Raw genomic sequence first — 20,899 nt, forward strand, 5'->3', positions numbered from 1 at the left:
TTTCTCGTTATCAAAGTTTGGTCAGGGACAGGCCAGCCCACGTCGCGAGCAGCCCGCCGAATACGCTGAGGGCCGCGTAGCCCAGTGCCAGTGGCACCTGCCCGCTTTCAAGCAGGCGCACCGTATCCAGTGAAAAGGATGAAAAAGTGGTCAAGCCACCCAAGAAACCGACCATCAGCCCTGCGCGGACTTCAATCGGTACTTCCGGGCGTATCAGAAAAAGTCCGTACAGGACGCCAATCAGCAGGCAGCCCACGATATTAACGGCCAACGTCGCGGTATAAAAGTGCCGCGGCCAATTGGCGTTGATCCAGTTTCCTGTGGCAAAGCGCAACAGGGTGCCCGCAATGCCACCCACCGAGACTGCAACCACCAATGGAATCACGGTTTTCTCCGCTGTTTGGGGCTGGCTCGATCGAGTGCGGCGAGGTGTTTAAGCTTTTCACCGATTTTAAGCTCAAGGCCCCGAGGGACAGGCTGATACAGGTTCAACGGCTCCAGCTCATCGGGGTAATAGTCCTCGCCAGCGGCATAGGCGTCCGGTTCGTCATGGGCATAACGGTATTCGTCGCCATACCCCAGCTGCTTCATCAGTTTGGTCGGCGCGTTGCGCAAATGCAGCGGGACTTCGAGCGAACCATACTCGGCGGCGCTGCGCAGTGCGGCCTTGAACCCCATATACACCGCGTTGCTTTTGGGCGCGCAGGCCAGGTAGGTAATGGCCTGGGCCACCGCCAACTCACCCTCCGGGCTGCCAAGACGTTCTTGTACGTCCCAGGCCGACAGGCACAGGCTCAAGGCCCGTGGATCGGCGTTACCGATGTCTTCGCTGGCCATGCGCACGACGCGCCGGGCGATATACAGCGGGTCGCATCCGCCGTCGATCATTCGCGCAAACCAGTACAGGGCACCATCCGGATTGGAACCACGCACCGACTTGTGCAACGCCGAAATCTGGTCGTAAAAAGCTTCGCCACCCTTGTCGAAACGACGCTGGGTATCGCCCAGCAGGTTATGCAACAGATCGGTGCCGATTTCGCTGTGGTCTTCAGCCAGGTCCGAGGCGTTTTCCAGCAGGTTGAGCAAGCGCCGGCCATCACCGTCAGCCGCCCGCAGCAATATCTGGAAACCTTCATCGCTGAGGGTCAGGTCACGCTTGCCCAGGCCCTTGTCTTCAGTCAGCGCGCGTTGCACCAGCTTGTGCAGGGCCGCTTCGTCGAGGCTTTTGAGCACATAGACCCGCGCCCGCGAAAGCAATGCGTTGTTCAGTTCAAAGGATGGGTTTTCGGTGGTGGCACCGATAAAGATCAGGGTGCCGTCTTCAACGTAGGGCAAGAAGGCATCTTGCTGTGACTTGTTGAAGCGATGCACTTCGTCGACAAACAGGATGGTGCGCCGGCCATACTGGCCCGCCTGCTGCTTGGCGATTTCGACGGCCTGGCGGATCTCCTTGACCCCGGCCAGCACCGCCGAAACGGTTTCGAAATGCGCATCCGACACTTCTGCCAGCAGTCGCGCCAGGGTGGTTTTACCCACCCCCGGCGGCCCCCAGAAAATCATCGAATGCAGCGCGCCCTGCTCCAGCGCTTCACGCAAGGGCTTGCCGCGGGCGAGCAGGTGTTCCTGACCGACGTACTCGTCCAGATTGGCCGCACGTAAACGGGCAGCCAGAGGCTGGGCAATCGGGGCACTTCGAAACAGATCCATGGGCAGCGCTTGAAACCTCTTCCAGGGCTTATTCCTGGATGACATCAGCCCCTTTCGGGATATCGAACTTGAATTTGGACGCAGGAATCGGCTCGTTGACCTTGACCCCGGTGAACAGGATGTTGGTGCGCTGACCCACGCTGTCGATCAACTGCATGTCGTTGATCTTGCCGCCGCGAAAGGACAGGCGCAGGGAGTCGAACAGGGTGTCCTTGGTCTTGGGCTTGAGGGTGAAGTCCATGACGTCACCGGCCTGTTTGGAGGTGATGTCAAAGCTGTCACTGATTTTCGACACATCACCCGACAGCAACAAGGCTGGGGTCTGGGTCAGGCGCTGATCGAGTTTCTTGATCGTGACCTGCTCCAGATCCGGGTCCCAGAGCGAGACTTTCTGGCCATCGGAGACCATCAGTTGCTCTTGCGGTGCGTCGGTGTGCCAGTAGAACAAACCCGGACGCTTTACCGACATTTCACCTGCAGTTTCCTGCAACTGGGTGCCGCTACCGTCGAGGGTCAGCTGGGAAAAACGGGCGGTGATGGTGTCGGAGCCCAACAGTTGGCCAAGACGTTTCACACTCTCGGCGTCGGCATGGGCCGACAGCGAAGAAAAAGCCAGTACCGGTAGCAACAGCATGCTGACAAAACGCATGGAGATCCTCATTGATTAGTTAGATGCCGTGGGGCAGATCAATCGCGCATCGGGGCTGGCGCCAGTACTTCGCGCGAGCCATTAGTGTTCATCGAGGTCACGACCCCGGCCATTTCCATGGACTCAATCATTCGCGCAGCGCGGTTGTAACCGATCTTCAACTTGCGTTGTACCGCAGAAATAGAGGCACGACGGCTTTCGAGTACAAACTGTACGGCCTCGTCATAGAGCGCATCGGTTTCAGCGTCATCGCTGCCTTCGCTGCCACCATCAAAACCGCTGCCAGGCTCTTCGACGCCGGCAAGGATGTCTTCGTTGTAGTCCGGGGAGCCTCGCAGCTTCCAGGCTTCGACCACACGGTGTACTTCGTCGTCGGAAACAAACGCGCCGTGCACCCGAATCGGCAGGCTGGTGCCGGGCGGCATATACAGCATGTCACCGTGGCCCAGCAGTTGCTCGGCGCCACCCTGGTCGATGATGGTGCGCGAGTCGATCTTGCTCGATACCTGGAACGCCATACGGGTCGGGATGTTGGCCTTGATCAGGCCGGTGATCACGTCCACCGACGGGCGCTGGGTAGCGAGGATCAAGTGGATACCCGCCGCCCGTGCTTTCTGGGCAATACGGGCGATCAGCTCTTCAACCTTCTTGCCGACGATCATCATCATGTCGGCAAATTCGTCGACCACCACCACGATGGTAGGCAACTTCACCAACAGCGGGGCTTCGTCGTGAATGCTTTCACGCTTGTACAGCGGGTCAACCAGGGGCTCGCCAGCGTCCTGGGCGTCCTTGACCTTCTGGTTGAAGCCGGCGAGGTTACGCACGCCCATCTTGGCCATCAGCTTGTAACGGCGTTCCATCTCGGCAACGCTCCAGCGCAGGGCGTTGGCGGCATCCTTCATGTCCGTCACTACCGGGCACAGCAGATGCGGGATGCCTTCGTAGATCGACAATTCAAGCATCTTCGGGTCGATCATGATCAATTTGGCGTCTTCAGGGCCAGACTTGAACAGAATCGACAGGATCATGGCGTTAACGCCTACAGACTTACCGGAACCGGTTGTACCGGCCACCAGCAAGTGCGGCATTTTTGCCAGATCGGTGATCACCGGACGCCCGCCGATATCATGGCCCAGGGCCAGGGCCACTGGAGACTTGGCATTGTCGTATTCAGGGGTCGACAGCACTTCGGAGAAGCGCACGATCTGACGATCTTCGTTGGGAATCTCGATACCGACCGTGGTCTTGCCCGGAATAACCTCAACCACCCGCACGCTGGTCACAGCCAGGGAACGCGCCAGGTCTTTGGCCAGGTTTGAAATACGGCTGACCTTGACCCCGGCAGCAGGCTGGATTTCGTAGCGGGTAATGACCGGGCCGGGGTGAATCGAGTCCACCGTGACCTCAACCCCGAATTCCTTGAGCTTGATTTCAAGCAAATGGCCAACGGCCGCCAGGGATTCAGGGGAATAATTGAGTTGCTTCTTTTCAGCAGGGTCAAGAATCGAGATCGGCGGCAACGTGCCTTCAACCGCGCTGTCCACAAACAGCGGCGCCTGCTTCTCTTTCTGTACACGCTTGCTCGGTTCAGGTGCCTTGGGCGGTGCCGGCGCGATAACTGCCGGTACGTGCTTTTCACGCTCGGACATGTGCTTGGTCAGCGCCTGCTCACGTTCAATCAGACGCTCTTTGGCCTTGGCCTGCTCCCGCTTGTCGGAAACGCTTGGGGCAACCACTTCATTGACCCGGCTGTCGACTTCGCGCAGTTGGGCAACAAGCTGTTTGCGCTCGTTGCGCTCGGACCACCAGCGATTGGCCGCACCCTGGATGAGTTCAAACAGGTCAAGGGTGATCTTGCCCGTCACATCCATGACCTTGAACCATGAAAGGTCCGTAAACACCGTCAGGCCAAACAGGAACAACGCAATCAGCAACAGGGTACTGCCCTGGATATTCAGCGCATTCTTGGCCAGATCACCCAGGCTTTCGCCCAGCGCACCGCCCGCGCCTGCAGGCAGGGCCACGGCAGAGTGAAAATGAATATGGGCAAGGGCTGCGCCCGAGATCACCAGGAACACCAGACCAACCAGGCGCCACGAGAACAGCCACCCGCTCCACTGCCAGGGCTGATGCCGCTCGCGGAAGATCTGGTACGCCTTGACCGCCAGCAGCAACGGAAAGATGTAGGCAAAATAGCCAAGCACCATAAACAGGATGTCTGCACTGTAGGAGCCGGCTGGCCCACCAAAGTTCTGCACATCCACGACACGGCTGTTATGGCTCCAGCCGGGGTCGTCCTTGCCGTAGGTCAACAGGGCCATGATCAGGAACAGGCACAGGGCGCCGATAGCGATCAATGCACCTTCCTTGAGTCGGTAGTGCAATTGCTGACGCCAGAGAGGAACTGCTTTGGGTGCTGCTGTGGATTTCTTCAAAACGGGTCTTTTCCTGCGCCTGTGGCGCGCCCAACTATTAATTGACTAATGTGACTGCAAAATACTGTTCGTATCGAACAGGCGACACGCTCAAACGTGAAATGAAACCAGCCTTGTATTATTTTGCCAGCAGTAACCTGCTGCAAGGTGGGTGTAGCTTAGATCAGCTCAAACAGGCCAGCCATTGTACGGGTTTGAGCCGTTGATGCCATGCTGGCTCAAGGTGCGGTCCGATTCGTCCCGAAACTGGCCGGGAAGCGCCAATTTGAGCATGTATTACCTTTTGTGACAAAGACTTATACCACCGTCAAAACAGAGCTCGCATTTCATTGGCAGATCGACTGAGACCGCACTTGCGCGACAGAGTTGCAGCCGCCCTTCCCTTCTTCTGTAAGACTGATTGCCATGCTGACCTGGTTAAAACGCGACACCCTGACATTTCCGCCATTGGCAAAAGCCATGCGCGAACCCAATGGCCTTCTGGCCGCAGGTGGCGACCTGTCGGCAGACCGACTGATCCAGGCCTACCGTCACGGCTGCTTTCCGTGGTTCAGCGAAGGCCAGCCGATCCTCTGGTGGTCACCTGACCCGCGCACAGTGCTGTTTCCTGAAGAGCTGCACGTGTCCCGCAGCCTGGGCAAGCTGTTGCGCCAGCAGCGCTATCAAGTCAGCTTTGACCGTGACTTTGCCGCCGTGATTCAAGCCTGTGCAGCACCGCGTGACTATGCGGACGGCACGTGGATTACCGACAACATGCAAAACGCCTACATCGAACTTCACGCTCGCGGCCATGCCCATTCGGTTGAGGTCTGGGATGACGGCGAACTGGTGGGCGGGCTGTACGGCCTGGCAATGGGCCAGTTGTTTTTTGGCGAGTCCATGTTCAGCCGTGCCGACAACGCGTCAAAGTTCGGTTTTGCCACACTGGTCAAACACCTCAAGGCCTGGGGCTTTGTGCTGATTGACTGCCAGATGCCGACTGATCACCTGCAGAGCCTGGGCGCACGTTCGATCCCGCGTCAGCAATTCGCCGATTATTTGCACCAGCACCTGGATCAACCCACAACTGCACAGTGGGTTTTATAGGCGACTTTTACACACTGGCTTACACTTAATTTAAAGATTTCCCGAGGGCCCATCATGACCGAGCTGGCGCGTCTGAAGTTTTATGCCACTCAACCTCACGCTTGCAGCTACTTGCCTGACGAACAGGCCACCACGCTGTTCCTCGACCCCAGTCAGCCGATGGATGTGCAGGTTTATGCCGATTTGTCCGAAATGGGTTTTCGGCGCAGTGGCGACCATCTGTATCGCCCCCATTGCCTGAAGTGCGATGCCTGCACCCCCGCGCGCATTCCTGTCGCCCGGTTCAAGCCCAATCGTCAGCAAAAACGCATTTTCAAGCGCAACGCCGATTTACAGGTCCGACCGGTAAAGCCTGGTTTCAGCGAAGAGAACTTTGACCTTTACCAGCGCTATATCGAGCAACGGCATGCCGACGGCGACATGTACCCACCCAGCCGCGATCAATTTTCGACATTCCTGGTACGCGACCTCGCATTCTCCAAGTTCTACGAGTTCCGCCTGGACGGGCGCTTGCTGGCTGTTGCCGTCACAGACGTGCTCCCCAACGGCCTGTCTGCCGTATACACCTTCTACGACCCTGACGAAGAGCGGCGCAGCCTGGGGCGTTACGGCATTCTCTGGCAAATTGCAGAAGCGCAGCGCCTGGGGCTGGATGCGCTGTACCTGGGGTACTGGATCAAGAACTGCAAAAAGATGAATTACAAGACCGAATACAGGCCCATTGAGCTGCTGATTAATCAGAGATGGAGCTCTCTTGATTGAACCCTTGGCTTAAACCCCATTTTTCGGGCACAATGCACGCCGCTTTTGCCTGGCGCAGTTGCACCGGGCCATTCATTGGACACCGAGGGCTTTACTGCATGTCGAAAGAAGACAGCTTCGAAATGGAAGGCACTGTCGTCGACACCCTGCCCAACACCATGTTTCGTGTGGAGTTGGAAAATGGGCACGTCGTAACCGCGCATATTTCCGGCAAGATGCGCAAGAACTACATTCGTATTCTTACCGGTGACAAAGTGCGCGTCGAGCTGACGCCCTATGACTTGAGCAAAGGGCGCATCACTTACCGCGCTCGCTAATCAAGTCAATACAAAACGCCCGGCTCTGCCGGGCGTTTTTGTTTGTCTGCGATTTGAGTCTGTACCCAGGACCTGTGGGAGCGGGCTTGCCCGCGATGCAAGCGGCGCGATATTCCAGCTTAACCGCAAAGCCCGCTCCCACAAGGCGTGTGTGGCCAGGCGTATATCCCGTACCCACAATGAGTGTTGCACACTTCAAACTTCTAAACCTGTAACTTCCCTGTCATATTAATGACCTGCCCGGCGAACCACTCCAATAACTTTCAAACTTCCTGAACCGATGCTGTACCAGCCACACTTATCGGGTTTTAAAGTTGACGCGCCACCACCCACTGAGTAGATTGCACAGGTCGGTCATTCAGGCCGCCTATAAACTTCACAAAAGAAGCCAATGGACACAGTATCTAGTCGCTGTCCGGTCACCGTTAAAACGGAGATCCGGACGCCCAACTCAGACATTGACGGGACTCGCCTGCACGGCGGGGTCAACTGCGCTAGAGCCTGACGCTCCAACGTAACGACCTCACCGGCAGCAGTCCGGTCACGAGGTGTGTTATGACCTTTAAAACCCATGTTCTACCCGGCGTTCGCGCCTTTGCCTCCAGCATGCGCGTGAAACTGTCCCGCGAGCCCACCTATGCTCGCTCGGCAAAATCCCCCTTCTCCATCCCCGTAACCGGTGTAAAACCTGCGCACCGCCAGGTGCAATGGCGCGTCAGTCCGGCCACCGGCCAGCTGGAACAGCGCTGGAGCATGGCCGACTCTCAGGACCCGCAGAGTCGCTTTTTGCGCTAAGTTCCACCCCATTAAAACAGTTGTTAATGAACTGGAGTTCCTTATGGAAGAAGCCAGTAGTTACCCGCTGCGCGAGTATTAATTACCTCGCCGCAGCGGGAATATAAAGCGCACTTAACACTTCAACTAAACCGATTGCGAAGTTTGCGACTCGGCATATATTGGCTCGCCTCTTAAAAGGTAAATCAACATATGCCCGGTCAAGAGTTGGCGACAGGAGTACTCATCATGAGCGCCGTAAAAAACACTGAAGTTCGGGACAAGAACAACGCCAGCGACAATAACAAACTGTCCATGCGTGCCGCTCGGGAAGCCCAGAACGGTCTCTCGGCCACCCTGGCCAATGTGCGCGCCACCACCGCAGGCCTGACCGAGCAGGACGCCGCCGAACGCCTGCAAAGCGATGGCTACAACGAGGTAGCTCACGACAAGCCACCTCACGCCCTGGTGCAATTTCTGCTGGCCCTGCACAACCCCTTCATCTATGTACTGCTGACCCTGGGCGTTATCAGCTTTGTCACCGACTACTGGCTGCCGGAGCGCGATGGCGAAGAAGGCGACCTGACCAAAGTCATCATCATTGGCTTGATGGTCGGCCTCAGCAGCCTGCTGCGTTTCTGGCAGGAACACCGCTCTGCCAAGAGCGCCGAAGCCCTCAAAGCCATGGTCCGCACCACCGCCACCGTCGTTCGGCGGGACACAGCCAGCGGCAAAACCTCTGTCCATGAGGTGCCGATGCGCGAATTGGTCGCCGGGGATATCGTGCAGCTGTCAGCGGGTGACATGATCCCGGCGGACATCCGCCTGATCGAGTCCCGGGACCTGTTTATCAGCCAGGCCGTGCTCACCGGCGAAGCCTTGCCCGTGGAGAAATACGACACCCTGGGGGATGTGACACAAAAGTCCGCCTCCAGCACCGCAGCCGACCAGAGCAATCTGCTGGACTTGCCCAACATTTGCTTCATGGGCACCAACGTGGTCAGCGGCACCGCCCGGGCCGTAGTGGTGGCCACCGGGCCGCGCACCTACTTCGGCTCGCTGGCCAAAGCAATCGTCGGCTCTCGCTCGCAAACCGCGTTCGACCGCGGGGTCAACAGCGTCAGCTGGCTGCTGATCCGCTTCATGCTGGTCATGGTGCCCATCGTGTTTTTTCTCAATGGGTTCTCAAAGGGCGATTGGGGCGATGCCTTCCTGTTTGCCCTGGCAGTGGCGGTTGGCCTGACTCCGGAAATGCTGCCAATGATTGTCAGCGCCAACCTGGCCAAGGGTGCGACCGCCATGGCCAAGCGCAAAGTGGTGGTCAAGCGTCTGAATGCAATCCAGAACCTGGGCTCGATGGACGTGCTGTGCACCGACAAGACCGGCACCCTGACCCAGGACCACATCATCCTTGAGCATCACGTTGATCCAAGCGGCCAACGCGATGAGTCGGTACTGGCTCTGGCCTGGCTCAACAGCCATCACCAAAGCGGCATTCGCAACCTGATGGATCAGGCCGTGGTGCAGTTTTCACGGCAGGATCCCAAGTTCAATGCGCCGCTCAACTACAGCAAAGTCGATGAGCTGCCTTTTGACTTCGTGCGTCGGCGCCTGTCGATCATCGTCAAGGACATCCGAGGCGACCACCTGCTGGTGTGCAAGGGCGCCGTCGAAGAAATGCTCGGCATCGCCACCCATGTCATGGAAGGCGACACCCGCGTTGCACTGGATGCCACACGCCGCGAGCAATTGCTGGCACTGGCCACCGAATACAATGAGGATGGCTTTCGCGTACTGCTGATAGCCACCCGCGAAATCCCCGAGGCCCAGGCGCAAAAGCAATACAACACTGCTGACGAGCGGGATCTGGTGATCCGTGGCTTGCTGACCTTTCTCGATCCACCAAAAGAGACGGCCGGCCCGGCAATTGCCGCCCTGCAAGATATCGGTGTAGCGGTCAAGGTGCTGACCGGCGACAACGCGGTTGTCACCAGCAAGATCTGCCGTCAGGTGGGCCTGGAACCCGGCACACCGCTGCTGGGCCCGCAGATCGAGACGATGGACGACGCCGCACTCCAACTGGAGGTCGAACAGCGCACGGTGTTCGCCAAGCTCACCCCACTGCAGAAATCCCGGGTGCTCAAAGCCCTGCAAGCCAACGGCCACACCGTGGGCTTCCTTGGCGACGGCATCAACGACGCCCCTGCCCTGCGCGACGCCGACGTTGGCATCTCGGTGGACAGCGGCACGGACATCGCCAAAGAGTCGGCTGACATCATCCTCCTGGAAAAGAGCCTGATGGTGCTCGAAGAAGGCGTGCTCAAAGGACGTGAGACCTTCGGCAATATCATGAAGTACCTGAACATGACTGCCAGCTCCAACTTCGGCAACGTGTTCTCGGTGCTGGTGGCCAGCGCCTTCATCCCTTTTCTGCCGATGCTGTCGATCCACCTGCTGCTGCAAAACCTGATGTACGACATCTCCCAGCTGGCCTTGCCGTGGGACAAGATGGACAAGGAATACCTGCAAAAACCACGCAAGTGGGACGCCAAGAACATCGGGCGCTTCATGATCTGGATCGGGCCAACTTCGTCGATCTTCGACATCACCACGTTCGCCCTGATGTGGTACGTGTTCTCGGCCAACAGCGTGGAAATGCAGACCCTGTTCCAGTCCGGCTGGTTTATCGAGGGGTTGCTGTCGCAAACCCTGGTGGTCCACATGCTGCGTACCCGCAAGATCCCGTTCTTCCAGAGCACTGCCGCATGGCCTGTCACCATGATGACCATCATTGTGATAGTGCTCGGGATCTACGTGCCGTTCTCGCCATTGGGCATCATGGTCGGCCTGGAGCCGCTGCCGCTGTCGTACTTCCCTTGGCTGGTGGCCACCCTGTTCAGCTATTGCTGCGTCGCGCAACTGATGAAAATCATCTACATCCGTCGTTTCAAGCAGTGGTACTGACTTGAACCGCCATGGGCTGGCGCAACACTGCGCCAGCCCATGCTTTCGTATTACGACCTCGTAAAACATGACTATTTGTACTGTGGAGATTCCTCATGTCGGGAACCACTCTGTTACTCAACCTCGCGGGCGCCATCGCACTTTTGCTATGGGGCACCCACATGATTTCTACAGCCCTGCTGCGCGGTTTCGGCACCCAACTGCGCAACTGGATGGGGCGCAACCTGAATAACCGCTGGATGGCGCTGATTTCCGGAATGGGTATCACCGGCGTATTGCAAAGCAGTACGGCAGTCAGCCTGATGGCAACCTCGTTTACCGCCGCAGGCACCTTGAGCCTGGCGCCAGCCCTGGCCGTGATGCTGGGGGCCAACATCGGCTCGACCCTGGTGGTGCAGCTGCTGAGCTTCGATACCTCCCTGGCGATGCCTGTCATTTTGCTGGTGGGCTTTATCATCTTTCGCCTGCGCGATGATTCGCGCCATGAAAGCGTTGGCTGCGCATTGATTGGTCTGGGCCTGATGCTGCTGGCCCTGGGCTTGCTCAGCGCCAGCCTGGGCCACATGGAAGAAACCTCGGTGTTTCGCGCCGTGATGCAAAGCCTGGAAGGTGACGTGGTCATTGCAGTGCTCGCCGCCGTGCTACTGACCTGGATCTGCCACTCCAGTGTCGCGGTTGTGCTGCTTATCGCTTCGCTGGCGGGCGCAGGCATGATGACCCCGGTCACCGCCATCGCCCTGATGCTCGGCGCCAATATCGGCGGCGCCTTGCCGTCTGTGATGAGCGCCAGTTCGCCAGTCGCGCGACGCCTGCCGGTGGGCAACCTGCTGATCCGTCTGCTGGGCACCCTGGCCCTGCTGCCATGCCTGCCGCTGATGGCCACCTGGCTGGCTGGCACCGATATCGGTCTCGCGCACTGGGTTGTTTACCTGCATACCGCGTTCAGCCTGGTGCTGGCAGTGGTGTTTATCGGCCTGACCGAACCTTGCGCTCGCCTGCTGACCCGCCTGTTTCCACAACAAGAACCGCCAGCAGACCCGGGCATGCCGCAGTATCTGGACGAAGCCGGGCTGGAAGTGGCCAATATCGGCCTGTCCAACAGTGTGCGTGAAGCCTTGCGCCTGGCGGACATGACATCCCTGATGCTTAACCAGGTCTTGCAGCTGTTCGAGAAACCCGATCAGCGCACGATGGACAACGTGCGCCAACTGGATCACTCCATCGATCTGCTAAGTGCGGCGATCCGCGCTTATCTTGCCGACATCGGCCAGGATGGCCTGAGCGATGCCGATGCCGACCGCGCCCAGGAAATCCTGATGTTCGTGATCAATCTGGAACATGCCGGTGACATCCTCAACAACCTGGCGCAGCTCGCTATTCGCAGGACTCGCCGGGGTGAACGCTTCTCTTCGTTCGAACTGGTTCACATCCAGGCCATGCACCTGGCCCTGCTGGACAGCCTGAACCTGGCCATTACCGCGTTTTTGCGCGAAGACGTAGCCGCTGCCGATGCACTGATCAGCCACAAGGAGACCATGCGCAAGCTGGAAGCAAGAGCCAGCCGCGAACACTTTCGCAAGCTGCAGAATGACAAGACGGCATGGGCAGAATCCGGAGACATCTTCCAGCGCGTGCTGCGCGACTACCGTCGCGTTCATCACCATATTGCCGCCCTGGGCTACCCGGTACTGGAGCGCAACACCGCGCTGAGCCCGACCACCTGATTGCAGACAGCAAAAAGGCGCCCGAAGGCGCCTTTTTTTACTGCGATGTCACATCAAGCCATTTCGACTGAGGTTTCATACTCGAAGGTCAACTCGCCATTCTCCAAGTCGATGTGTACCACACCGCCATGGTCGGCCAGTTCCCCAAAGAGAATCTCCTCGGCCAACGGACGCTTGATCTTGTCCTGGATCAAGCGCGCCATTGGGCGTGCGCCCATCAGAGCGTCATAGCCACCCGCCGCCAACCAGCCGCGAGCCGCATCCGACACTTCAAGCTGCACATGCTTGTCTTCCAGCTGGGCTTGCAGTTCGGTAAGGAACTTGTCCACCACGTGCTTGATAACCTCGTGACTGAGGCGACCAAACTGAATGATGGTGTCCAGGCGGTTACGGAACTCGGGGGTGAAGCTCTTCTTGATCGCTTCCATCGCATCGGAAGCATGATCCTGATGCGTAAACCCGATCGAAGCCCGAGAAGCCGTTTCAGCCCCCGCGTTGGTGGTCATGATGACGATCACATTGCGAAAGTCAGCCTTGCGCCCGTTGTTATCGGTCAGCGTGCCATGATCCATGACCTGCAACAGCAGGTTAAAGACTTCAGGGTGGGCCTTCTCGATTTCGTCGAGCAGCAACACGCAATGAGGCTGCTTGGTGATAGCTTCAGTCAGTAAACCGCCCTGATCAAAACCGACATAGCCCGGAGGCGCACCAATCAGACGCGATACGGTGTGACGCTCCATGTACTCGGACATGTCGAAACGGATCAGCTCGATCCCCAACGCCTTGGCCAACTGGCGCGCGGCCTCGGTTTTACCGACACCGGTCGGCCCTGCGAACAGGAACGAACCCACAGGCTTGTCTGGCGACTTGAGCCCGGCACGGGACAACTTGATCGCCGTGGACAACGAATCGATTGCCGCGTCCTGGCCGAATACGGTCAGACGCAGGTCGCGCTCAAGGTTGCGCAACAGTTCCTTGTCAGAGACAGAGACATGTTTTGGCGGAATACGGGCGATTTTCGCCACGATATCTTCCACCTGCGCCACTTCAATGCGCTTGACCCGGCTCTCGACCGGCTGCAGACGCTGGTAGGCGCCCGCCTCGTCGATCACATCGATGGCCTTGTCCGGCATGTGACGGTCATTGATATAGCGCGAAGCCAGCTCAGCCGCTGCACGCAGGGCCTCATCGCTGTATTCGATACCGTGATGCTGCTCGAAACGACCTTTAAGCCCGCGCAGTATGCCAATGGTGTCTTCAACCGAAGGTTCGGACACATCGACTTTCTGGAAACGTCGCGCCAGGGCACGGTCTTTCTCGAAAATCCCGCGAAATTCCTGGAATGTAGTGGAGCCGATGCACCGAATGTCGCCCGAAGACAACAAGGGCTTGAGCAGGTTGGAGGCATCCATCACGCCGCCAGAAGCCGCGCCAGCACCGATAATGGTGTGAATTTCGTCGATAAACAGAATCGCTTGCGGACGCTTTTTCAGCTCGCCGAGCAACGCCTTGAAGCGCTTCTCGAAGTCACCGCGGTATTTGGTACCCGCCAGCAACGCGCCCAGATCAAGGGAGTAGACGATGCTGTTAGCCAGCAGGTCAGGCACTTGATTGTCGACGATGCGCTTGGCCAGACCTTCGGCAATCGCGGTTTTACCCACACCTGCCTCACCGACCAGCAACGGGTTGTTTTTGCGACGACGGGCCAGGATCTGAGCAACGCGCTCAACTTCCATTTCGCGCCCAACCAGCGGATCGATGCGACCCTGGCGGGCCAACTCGTTCAGATTGCTGGCGTAGGCATCCAGAGGATTGCTTGAAGACGACGACTCGCCGCCCTCTTCATCCTGCATCTCATGATCGCTGTCAGTGTGATCGCCATGCCCCGGCACCTTGGAAATGCCGTGGGCAATAAAGTTGACCACATCAATGCGCGCCACGCTCTGCTGCTTGAGCAGGAACACAGCCTGGCTTTCCTGCTCGCTGAAGATGGCAACCAGTACATTGGCGCCCGTCACTTCACGCTTGCCGGAACTCTGCACGTGGAATACGGCACGCTGCAAGACACGCTGAAAACCCAGGGTTGGCTGCGTTTCGCGGTCTTCGTCGTGGACAGGGATAAGGGGTGTCGTGGAGTCAATAAACTCTTGCAGGTCATGCTTGAGTTTGTCGAGGTTTGCGCCACAGGCGCGTAGAACGGTTGCGGCCGCCTCATTATCCAAAAGCGCTAAAAGGAGATGCTCAACCGTCATGAACTCATGACGTTTGGAGCGGGCTTCCTTGAAGGCAAGATTGAGGGTGACTTCGAGCTCGCGATTTAACATGGCTTCACCTCATACCCAAGTGGTCGGCGTTAACCGTCCTTCTCGATTTCACAGAGTAGCGGATGCTGGCTTTCGCGTGCGTACTGGTTTACCTGCGCCGCCTTGGTCTCGGCAATGTCGCGGGTATAGATGCCGCACACAGCCCGTCCTTCTGTATGGACGGCCAGCATGACCTTGGTCGCCAATTCGCGATTCAAGTTAAAAAACGCCTCAAGGATTTCGACAACAAAATCCATGGGAGTGTAGTCATCATTAAACAAAACCACCTTGTACATCGGCGGCGCCTGAAGCGCAGGCTTAGCCTCTTGCACAGCCAAGCCAGCGGAATCTTCGTCATCAAAATCCGGATGATCCTGATTGAATGTTAGTCGAGTCTGGCTGATTGCATGCATGGAAAAAAAGGTTCGTCGTAGGTTGTACAGATACAGTGATGGAGGCACACGTCTCAAATTTCAACCGCGCCGCCGCGTGACCTTGACTATCGGTAAAACGGTGTTACAACCATTAGTGCCCACAGTGGGAAAAATGGTCCGCACAGTCAACCATAATTACTGGTTTCTGTGCGAGTGAACTGGATGATACTCCAGTGATGGAGTTGTTTGCAGCAGAGGGATATGAGTATGCAAGGCAAGGTCAAGTGGTTCAACAACGCGAAAGGCTTCGGCTTTATTAATACGCAGGCCAAGGAAGGCATCGATGAACACGGAAACCCGATCGACTTTTTTGCACATTTTTCAGCAATCCAGATGGATGGTTACAAGACCCTCAAGGCTGGCCAGCCTGTAAGCTTCGAAATAACCCAAGGCCCCAAGGGCCTGCATGCTGTGGCGATTACTAACGCCGAGGCGCCTGCCATTGCCCCGGTGGCTGCGCAAGAGATAACCAGCCTCTCGGTCTGACCGGACCGAACCGCAGCAAAAAGAAACCGGCCGATTCAATCACTCGAATCGCCCGGTTTTTTTATGCCTGGTGCCCAGGGTCAATACCGGGAGTTGGCGGGGACATCATCCCGATCCCGAGTGCCCGCCGGCTGAATCAGCACGTAGATCAAATGTTCCAGGCCCACGACAAAAGCCTCTTCAACTTCCCTGAAAACCCCGCAAACACAGGCTAAAGCGCCAACAATAAGGGCATTTTGACGCAGGGACTTAGACCAATTGATGATTCGTGATAGGCCGCCCCCCTCGCAGCAACCTTAGTGACCTATGTATACTGCGCCGGTGACCACGGAGTCACAGTGAAACACCTACTGGAATGAGTCTTTCAGGCCTAGAAAGGCTGAGCCGTTACCCCGGTTCGACCGCTTGACGCTCTACTGATGCATTCAATCACCGCGAAGAACCTCGACTTTCGGCTCATTGTTCACTGTGAACGAAAGCGCCTACCCTGCGCATCTCGAGTATCTGAGCACGCTCAGCAAAGAAGAGAGTTAATCCGAAATGCCCAACCGTTCGAAGATCATCTACACCTTCACCGACGAAGCTCCGGCGCTCGCCACCTATTCACTGCTGCCTATCATCGAGGCGTTTACCGCCAGCGCCGATATCGCCGTTGAAACGCGCGACATCTCTCTGGCAGGCCGCATCCTCTCAAGCTTCCCCGAGCAATTGGGTGACAAGGCTGTAGCAGACCACCTCGCCGAACTGGGCGCCCTGGCCGTTACTCCTGAAGCCAACATCATCAAGCTGCCTAACATCAGCGCCTCGGTCCCGCAATTGCAGGCCGCGATCAAGGAACTGCAAGCGCAGGGCTTTGATATCCCGGATTACCCGGAAACCGTGACCACTGACGCTGACAAAGAAGTCAAAGCGCGTTACAGCAAAGTCATGGGCAGCGCCGTAAACCCGGTTCTGCGCGAAGGCAACTCTGACCGCCGCGCACCGCTGTCGGTCAAGAACTACGCTCGCAAGCACCCGCACAAAATGGGCGCCTGGGCGAAAGACTCCAAGTCCCACGTCGCTCACATGAGCGAAGGCGACTTCTACGCCAGCGAAAAAGCCGCCCTGATCGAAGCACCGGGCAGCGTTAAAATCGAACTGATCGCTCAAGACGGCACCACCACCGTCCTGAAAGAAAAAACCGCCGTCCAGGCCGGTGAGATCATCGACTGCTCCGTGATGAGCAAAAAAGCCCTGCGCCAGTTCGTAGCGGCCGAAATCGAAGACGCCAAGAAACAGGGCGTACTGTTCTCGGTTCACTTGAAAGCCACAATGATGAAGGTCTCCGACCCGATCATGTTTGGTCAGATCGTGGCTGAGTTCTACAAGGATGCGCTGGAAAAACACGCCGACGTCCTGAAAGAAATCGGTTTCAACCTGAACAACGGTATCGGCGACCTGTACGCCCGCATCAAGGCGCTGCCAGCCGAGAAGCAAGCTGAAATCGAAGCCGACATCGAAGCCGTGTACGCCAACCGCCCTGCGCTGGCCATGGTCAACTCCGACAAAGGCATCACCAACCTGCACGTGCCGAGCGACGTTATCGTCGACGCCTCGATGCCGGCCATGATTCGTGATTCCGGCAAAATGTGGAACACCGAAGGCCAGTTGCAAGACACCAAGGCCGTGATCCCGGATCGCTGCTACGCCACCATCTACCAGGCGACCATCGAAGACTGCAAGCAACACGGCGCCTTCGATCCGACCACCATGGGCAGCGTGCCAAACGTTGGCCTGATGGCGCAAAAAGCCGAAGAATACGGTTCCCACGACAAGACCTTCCAGATCAAGACCCCGGGCGTAGTACGGGTAACTGACAGCAACGGCAACGTGCTGATGGAACAGAACGTCGAAGAAGGCGATATCTGGCGCATGTGCCAGGCCAAAGACGCGCCGATCCGCGACTGGGTCAAACTGGCCGTCAACCGCGCCCGCGCCAGCAACACCCCGGCCGTGTTCTGGCTTGATCCAAAGCGTAGCCACGACGCTGAAATGATCAAAAAGGTAGAAACCTACCTGAAGGATCACGACACCAGCGGCCTGGACATCCGCATCATGGCCCCGGTAGACGCCATGAAGTTCACCCTGGAGCGCACCCGCAAGGGTCTGGACACCATCTCGGTAACCGGCAACGTTCTGCGTGACTACCTGACCGACCTGTTCCCGATCATGGAACTGGGTACCAGCGCCAAGATGCTGTCGATCGTTCCTCTGATGAATGGCGGCGGTCTGTTCGAAACCGGCGCAGGCGGTTCGGCCCCCAAGCACGTTCAACAACTGCTGGAAGAAAACTTCCTGCGCTGGGACTCGCTGGGTGAATTCCTGGCACTGGCTGCTTCCCTGGAGCACCTGGGCACTACCTACAACAACCCGAAAGCGTTGGTGTTGGCCAAGACCCTGGACCAGGCTACCGGCCAGTTCCTCGACAACAACAAATCGCCATCGCGCAAAGTCGGCAACATCGACAACCGCGGTAGCCACTTCTACCTGGCGCTGTACTGGGCTCAGGCCCTGGCCGCCCAGACTGAAGACAAAGAGTTGCAAGCCCAGTTTGCTCCAGTAGCAAAAGCCATGGCCGAGAACGAGGCAAAAATCGTTGCCGAACTCAACGCCGTGCAGGGCAAGCCTGTCGATATCGGTGGCTACTACCACGCCGATGCCGATAAGGTCAGCAAGGTAATGCGCCCTAGCGCCACGCTGAACGCGATCATCGCCTCACTGGTGTAAGAGCAACAGGCAACACCACAGACCCCGGCCCACGACGCCGGGGTTTGTGTTTTTACGGCCCGCACAAACCCTGTGGGAGCGGGCTTGCCCGCGATCGCATCACCGCGTAAAAAGCACAGACCGAAGCGCCTGCATCGCGAGCAAGCCCGCTCCTGCAGGGCATATGCACCCACCAACAAACCGAGACCCACCCCATGGAATGGAAACCCCACATCACCGTCGCCACTGTCGTCGAAGACAATGGCCGCTTCCTCATGGTTGAAGAGCTCAAGCGCGACCGCGCCGTGCTCAACCAACCGGCCGGGCATCTGGACCCGAACGAAAGCCTGATCGAGGCCGCCATCCGCGAAACCCTCGAAGAAACCGGTTACGACGTCGAACTGACCGGCGTGATCGGCATTTACCTGTATACCGCCCCCAGCAATGGCGTGACCTACCAGCGTATCTGCTTTGCCGGCAAGGCCATCAAGCACCACCCCGAATACCAACTGGACACGGGCATTATCGGCCCGCTGTGGCTGACCCGCGACGAGCTGATAGCCCAGCGTGAACGCTGGCGCAGCGAGCTGACCCTGCAGTGCATCGACGATTATCTGGACGGTAAACTGTTCGACCTGACGTTAATCCGCCCTTCGGTTTAGCCTTGAGCGCTCGGGCCTGCTAGAATCGCGTCCTTTTTCAAGACACTCATTGAAACCTTATGCGTGATCCAGCCCTAGTCGCCCCCGAAAAGCAGCGCGTCATCGTCGGCATGTCCGGCGGTGTCGATTCTTCCGTTTCCGCCGTTCTGCTCATGGAGCAGGGCTACCAGGTGGAAGGCCTGTTCATGAAGAACTGGGAGGAAGACGACGGAACGGATTACTGCACCGCCATGGATGATCTGGCAGACGCCCAGGCTGTGTGCGACAAAATTGGCATCAAGCTGCACACCGCCAATTTTGCTGCCGAGTACTGGGACAACGTGTTTGAGCACTTCCTGGCCGAATACAAGGCCGGTCGCACGCCGAACCCGGACATCCTGTGCAACCGCGAAATCAAGTTCAAGGCGTTCCTCGACTACGCCGTAATGCTCGGTGCCGACTTGATCGCCACCGGCCATTACGTGCGCCGTCGCGACATCGATGGCCGCACCGAACTGCTCAAGGGCCTGGACCCTAACAAGGACCAAAGCTACTTCCTGCACGCCGTTGGCGGCGAGCAAATCGCCAAGACCCTGTTTCCGGTCGGCGAACTGGAAAAACCCGAAGTGCGCAGGATCGCTGAAAAACACGATCTGGCCACCGCGAAGAAAAAAGACTCCACCGGGATCTGCTTTATCGGCGAGCGCCGCTTCAGCGACTTCCTCAAGCAATACCTGCCGGCGCAGCCCGGCGAGATCAAAAACACCGAAGGTGAAGTGATCGGCCGCCACCACGGCCTGATGTATCACACCATCGGCCAGCGCCAGGGCCTGGGCATTGGCGGCCTGAAAGACGCCAGCGACGAGCCGTGGTACGTGCTGATCAAGGACCTGGAACACAACGAACTGATCGTTGGCCAGGGCAATGATCACCCGTGGCTGTTCTCCGGCGCCCTGCTCGCCTCCGAAATCTACTGGGTCAACCCGATCGACCTGAGCACCCCGCTGCGCCTGACAGCCAAGGTTCGCTATCGCCAAAGCGATCAACCCTGCACCCTGGAAAAAACCGCTACGGGATATCGCGCGACCTTCGACGACCCGCAACGGGCGGTCACTCCCGGCCAGTCCGTGGTGTTTTATGACGGCGAAGTCTGCCTGGGCGGCGGTGTGATCGAAGTGGCCGAGCCATGGTCCAGCAAGGGCAACCGGACATGAACGCCACTCAGGAGCAACTGGTAGCCCTGGGGGGCGTGTTTTTGGCCGCCGTACTGGTGGACAAGATCGCCAAGACCGGACAGGTCAGCGAGGCCGACCTGAGCTGCATGCTCGGCAGCCTGCTGGTGCGCGACCCCAAGGACACGCTTGAAGTGTTTGGCGGTGACGACATCAACCTGCGAGAAGGCTATCGAGCCCTGATCGGCGCCCTTGAGCGCGACCCCAACACCCTGCAGCGCGAACCCTTGCGCTACGCGTTGTCGATGCTGGGACTTGAACGCCAACTGGCCAAGCGCAATGACATGCTGGAGCTGATCGGCAAACGCCTGCCGCAGATCCAGTCCCAGGTCGAGCACTTCGGCCCGGCCCACGAAAACGTGGTGGCCGCCTGTGGTGCGCTGTACCAGGACACCCTGAGCACTTTGCGTCAGCGAATCCAGGTACATGGCGACATGCGCAACCTGCAACAACCGAACAACGCATCAAAAATTCGCGCCCTGCTGCTGGCCGGTATCCGCTCAGCGCGGCTTTGGCGTCAATTGGGTGGCCACCGCTGGCAGCTGGTCATCAGCCGCCGCAAGCTGCTCAAAGAGCTTTATCCGATGCTGCGCGGCAACTGAAGCACGCCAGCTGGCACAGGTTTGAAAATCGATAC

17 protein-coding genes are annotated in these 20,899 nt (G+C 58.1%); 11 read left to right on the top strand and 6 right to left on the bottom strand.

Annotation, left to right across the window (positions count from 1 at the left end; all coding sequences use genetic code 11):
* Positions 1–10: 10 nt before the first annotated feature.
* Genes crcB through ftsK form a run of 4 tightly spaced genes read right to left on the bottom strand, consistent with a single transcriptional unit; the run spans position 11 to position 4,836 of the window.
* Positions 11–385, bottom strand: a complete 375-nt coding sequence (gene crcB, locus AACY07_RS07105) for a fluoride efflux transporter CrcB (protein ID WP_133078176.1) — start codon at positions 383–385, stop codon at positions 11–13.
* Positions 382–1,707 (bottom strand): replication-associated recombination protein A, encoded by a 1,326-nt coding sequence (locus tag AACY07_RS07110; protein ID WP_048350824.1) that lies wholly within the window; start codon positions 1,705–1,707, stop codon positions 382–384. Before AACY07_RS07110 ends, crcB begins: the two co-directional genes overlap by 4 nt.
* A 28-nt stretch (positions 1,708–1,735) precedes the next feature.
* Positions 1,736–2,356 carry an outer membrane lipoprotein chaperone LolA gene (lolA, locus tag AACY07_RS07115; protein WP_133078174.1) on the bottom strand — a complete coding sequence of 207 codons (621 nt, stop codon included), beginning with the start codon at positions 2,354–2,356 and terminating at the stop codon, positions 1,736–1,738.
* A 38-nt stretch (positions 2,357–2,394) separates the two neighbouring features.
* On the bottom strand, positions 2,395–4,836 hold the full coding sequence (ftsK, locus tag AACY07_RS07120; protein ID WP_374105697.1) for a DNA translocase FtsK: 2,442 nt from the start codon (positions 4,834–4,836) through the stop codon (positions 2,395–2,397).
* Positions 4,837–5,199: 363 nt separating this feature from the next.
* Here ftsK and aat point away from each other — a divergent pair, with 363 nt between their 5' ends.
* From aat to AACY07_RS07150, 6 genes are all read left to right on the top strand, one after another.
* The gene (aat, locus tag AACY07_RS07125) at positions 5,200–5,880 is read left to right on the top strand and encodes a leucyl/phenylalanyl-tRNA--protein transferase (protein WP_133078172.1); all 681 of its coding nucleotides are present in this window, start codon (positions 5,200–5,202) and stop codon (positions 5,878–5,880) included.
* 54 nt (positions 5,881–5,934) lie between these two features.
* Complete coding sequence (locus tag AACY07_RS07130; RefSeq protein WP_339474140.1) at positions 5,935–6,642, top strand: arginyltransferase; 708 nt, start codon at positions 5,935–5,937, stop codon at positions 6,640–6,642.
* Between the two features lie 98 nt (positions 6,643–6,740).
* A complete protein-coding gene (gene infA / locus AACY07_RS07135; protein WP_002553999.1) occupies positions 6,741–6,959 on the top strand; it encodes a translation initiation factor IF-1 in 219 nt (72 codons plus the stop codon).
* A 555-nt stretch (positions 6,960–7,514) separates the two neighbouring features.
* Complete coding sequence (locus AACY07_RS07140) at positions 7,515–7,754, top strand: hypothetical protein (protein ID WP_046809210.1); 240 nt, start codon at positions 7,515–7,517, stop codon at positions 7,752–7,754.
* Positions 7,755–7,982: 228 nt separating this feature from the next.
* Entirely contained in the window at positions 7,983–10,697 is a 2,715-nt protein-coding gene (mgtA, locus tag AACY07_RS07145; RefSeq protein WP_339474142.1) for a magnesium-translocating P-type ATPase, read from the top strand.
* Positions 10,698–10,792: 95 nt separating this feature from the next.
* Complete coding sequence (locus AACY07_RS07150; protein WP_339474143.1) at positions 10,793–12,421, top strand: Na/Pi cotransporter family protein; 1,629 nt, start codon at positions 10,793–10,795, stop codon at positions 12,419–12,421.
* Positions 12,422–12,474: 53 nt separating this feature from the next.
* Here the strand turns inward: AACY07_RS07150 and clpA are convergent, their stop codons facing one another.
* Together clpA and clpS are read right to left on the bottom strand one after the other, a co-directional pair.
* On the bottom strand, positions 12,475–14,745 hold the full coding sequence (gene clpA / locus AACY07_RS07155; RefSeq protein WP_019828501.1) for an ATP-dependent Clp protease ATP-binding subunit ClpA: 2,271 nt from the start codon (positions 14,743–14,745) through the stop codon (positions 12,475–12,477).
* A 29-nt stretch (positions 14,746–14,774) separates the two neighbouring features.
* Positions 14,775–15,137, bottom strand: coding sequence for an ATP-dependent Clp protease adapter ClpS (gene clpS, locus AACY07_RS07160; RefSeq protein WP_019828502.1), 363 nt, complete (start codon positions 15,135–15,137; stop codon positions 14,775–14,777).
* A gap of 228 nt (positions 15,138–15,365) precedes the next feature.
* Between clpS and AACY07_RS07165 the strand changes: the two genes are divergently transcribed.
* The 5 genes from AACY07_RS07165 (at position 15,366) to hflD (ending at position 20,864) form a co-directional block, all read left to right on the top strand.
* Complete coding sequence (locus AACY07_RS07165) at positions 15,366–15,644, top strand: cold shock domain-containing protein (RefSeq protein ID WP_339474366.1); 279 nt, start codon at positions 15,366–15,368, stop codon at positions 15,642–15,644.
* Between the two features lie 540 nt (positions 15,645–16,184).
* Positions 16,185–18,410 (top strand): NADP-dependent isocitrate dehydrogenase, encoded by a 2,226-nt coding sequence (locus AACY07_RS07170; protein WP_219261555.1) that lies wholly within the window; start codon positions 16,185–16,187, stop codon positions 18,408–18,410.
* Between the two features lie 194 nt (positions 18,411–18,604).
* The gene (locus AACY07_RS07175; RefSeq protein ID WP_339474146.1) at positions 18,605–19,051 is read left to right on the top strand and encodes an NUDIX hydrolase; all 447 of its coding nucleotides are present in this window, start codon (positions 18,605–18,607) and stop codon (positions 19,049–19,051) included.
* 59 nt (positions 19,052–19,110) lie between these two features.
* Entirely contained in the window at positions 19,111–20,244 is a 1,134-nt protein-coding gene (gene mnmA / locus AACY07_RS07180) for a tRNA 2-thiouridine(34) synthase MnmA (RefSeq protein ID WP_133078166.1), read from the top strand.
* Complete coding sequence (gene hflD, locus AACY07_RS07185) at positions 20,241–20,864, top strand: high frequency lysogenization protein HflD (RefSeq protein WP_019828508.1); 624 nt, start codon at positions 20,241–20,243, stop codon at positions 20,862–20,864. Before mnmA ends, hflD begins: the two co-directional genes overlap by 4 nt.
* The last annotated feature ends 35 nt before the right edge of the window (positions 20,865–20,899 follow it).

The sequence above is a fragment of the Pseudomonas sp. RL_5y_Pfl2_69 genome (assembly GCF_963970465.1).
Lineage (GTDB): Bacteria > Pseudomonadota > Gammaproteobacteria > Pseudomonadales > Pseudomonadaceae > Aquipseudomonas.

Excerpts from the sequence above, each read along its gene's own strand:
- mgtA (WP_339474142.1), top strand. The coding sequence starts at position 7,983 with ATGAGCGCCGTAAAAAACACTGAAGTTCGGGACAAGAACAACGCCAGC.
- clpS (WP_019828502.1), bottom strand. The coding sequence starts at position 15,137 with ATGCATGCAATCAGCCAGACTCGACTAACATTCAATCAGGATCATCCG.
- AACY07_RS07130 (WP_339474140.1), top strand. The coding sequence starts at position 5,935 with ATGACCGAGCTGGCGCGTCTGAAGTTTTATGCCACTCAACCTCACGCT.
- mnmA (WP_133078166.1), top strand. The coding sequence starts at position 19,111 with ATGCGTGATCCAGCCCTAGTCGCCCCCGAAAAGCAGCGCGTCATCGTC.
- lolA (WP_133078174.1), bottom strand. The coding sequence starts at position 2,356 with ATGCGTTTTGTCAGCATGCTGTTGCTACCGGTACTGGCTTTTTCTTCG.
- infA (WP_002553999.1), top strand. The coding sequence starts at position 6,741 with ATGTCGAAAGAAGACAGCTTCGAAATGGAAGGCACTGTCGTCGACACC.
- AACY07_RS07165 (WP_339474366.1), top strand. The coding sequence starts at position 15,366 with ATGCAAGGCAAGGTCAAGTGGTTCAACAACGCGAAAGGCTTCGGCTTT.
- AACY07_RS07175 (WP_339474146.1), top strand. The coding sequence starts at position 18,605 with ATGGAATGGAAACCCCACATCACCGTCGCCACTGTCGTCGAAGACAAT.
- clpA (WP_019828501.1), bottom strand. The coding sequence starts at position 14,745 with ATGTTAAATCGCGAGCTCGAAGTCACCCTCAATCTTGCCTTCAAGGAA.
- AACY07_RS07170 (WP_219261555.1), top strand. The coding sequence starts at position 16,185 with ATGCCCAACCGTTCGAAGATCATCTACACCTTCACCGACGAAGCTCCG.
- AACY07_RS07150 (WP_339474143.1), top strand. The coding sequence starts at position 10,793 with ATGTCGGGAACCACTCTGTTACTCAACCTCGCGGGCGCCATCGCACTT.
- hflD (WP_019828508.1), top strand. The coding sequence starts at position 20,241 with ATGAACGCCACTCAGGAGCAACTGGTAGCCCTGGGGGGCGTGTTTTTG.
- aat (WP_133078172.1), top strand. The coding sequence starts at position 5,200 with ATGCTGACCTGGTTAAAACGCGACACCCTGACATTTCCGCCATTGGCA.
- AACY07_RS07110 (WP_048350824.1), bottom strand. The coding sequence starts at position 1,707 with ATGGATCTGTTTCGAAGTGCCCCGATTGCCCAGCCTCTGGCTGCCCGT.
- AACY07_RS07140 (WP_046809210.1), top strand. The coding sequence starts at position 7,515 with ATGACCTTTAAAACCCATGTTCTACCCGGCGTTCGCGCCTTTGCCTCC.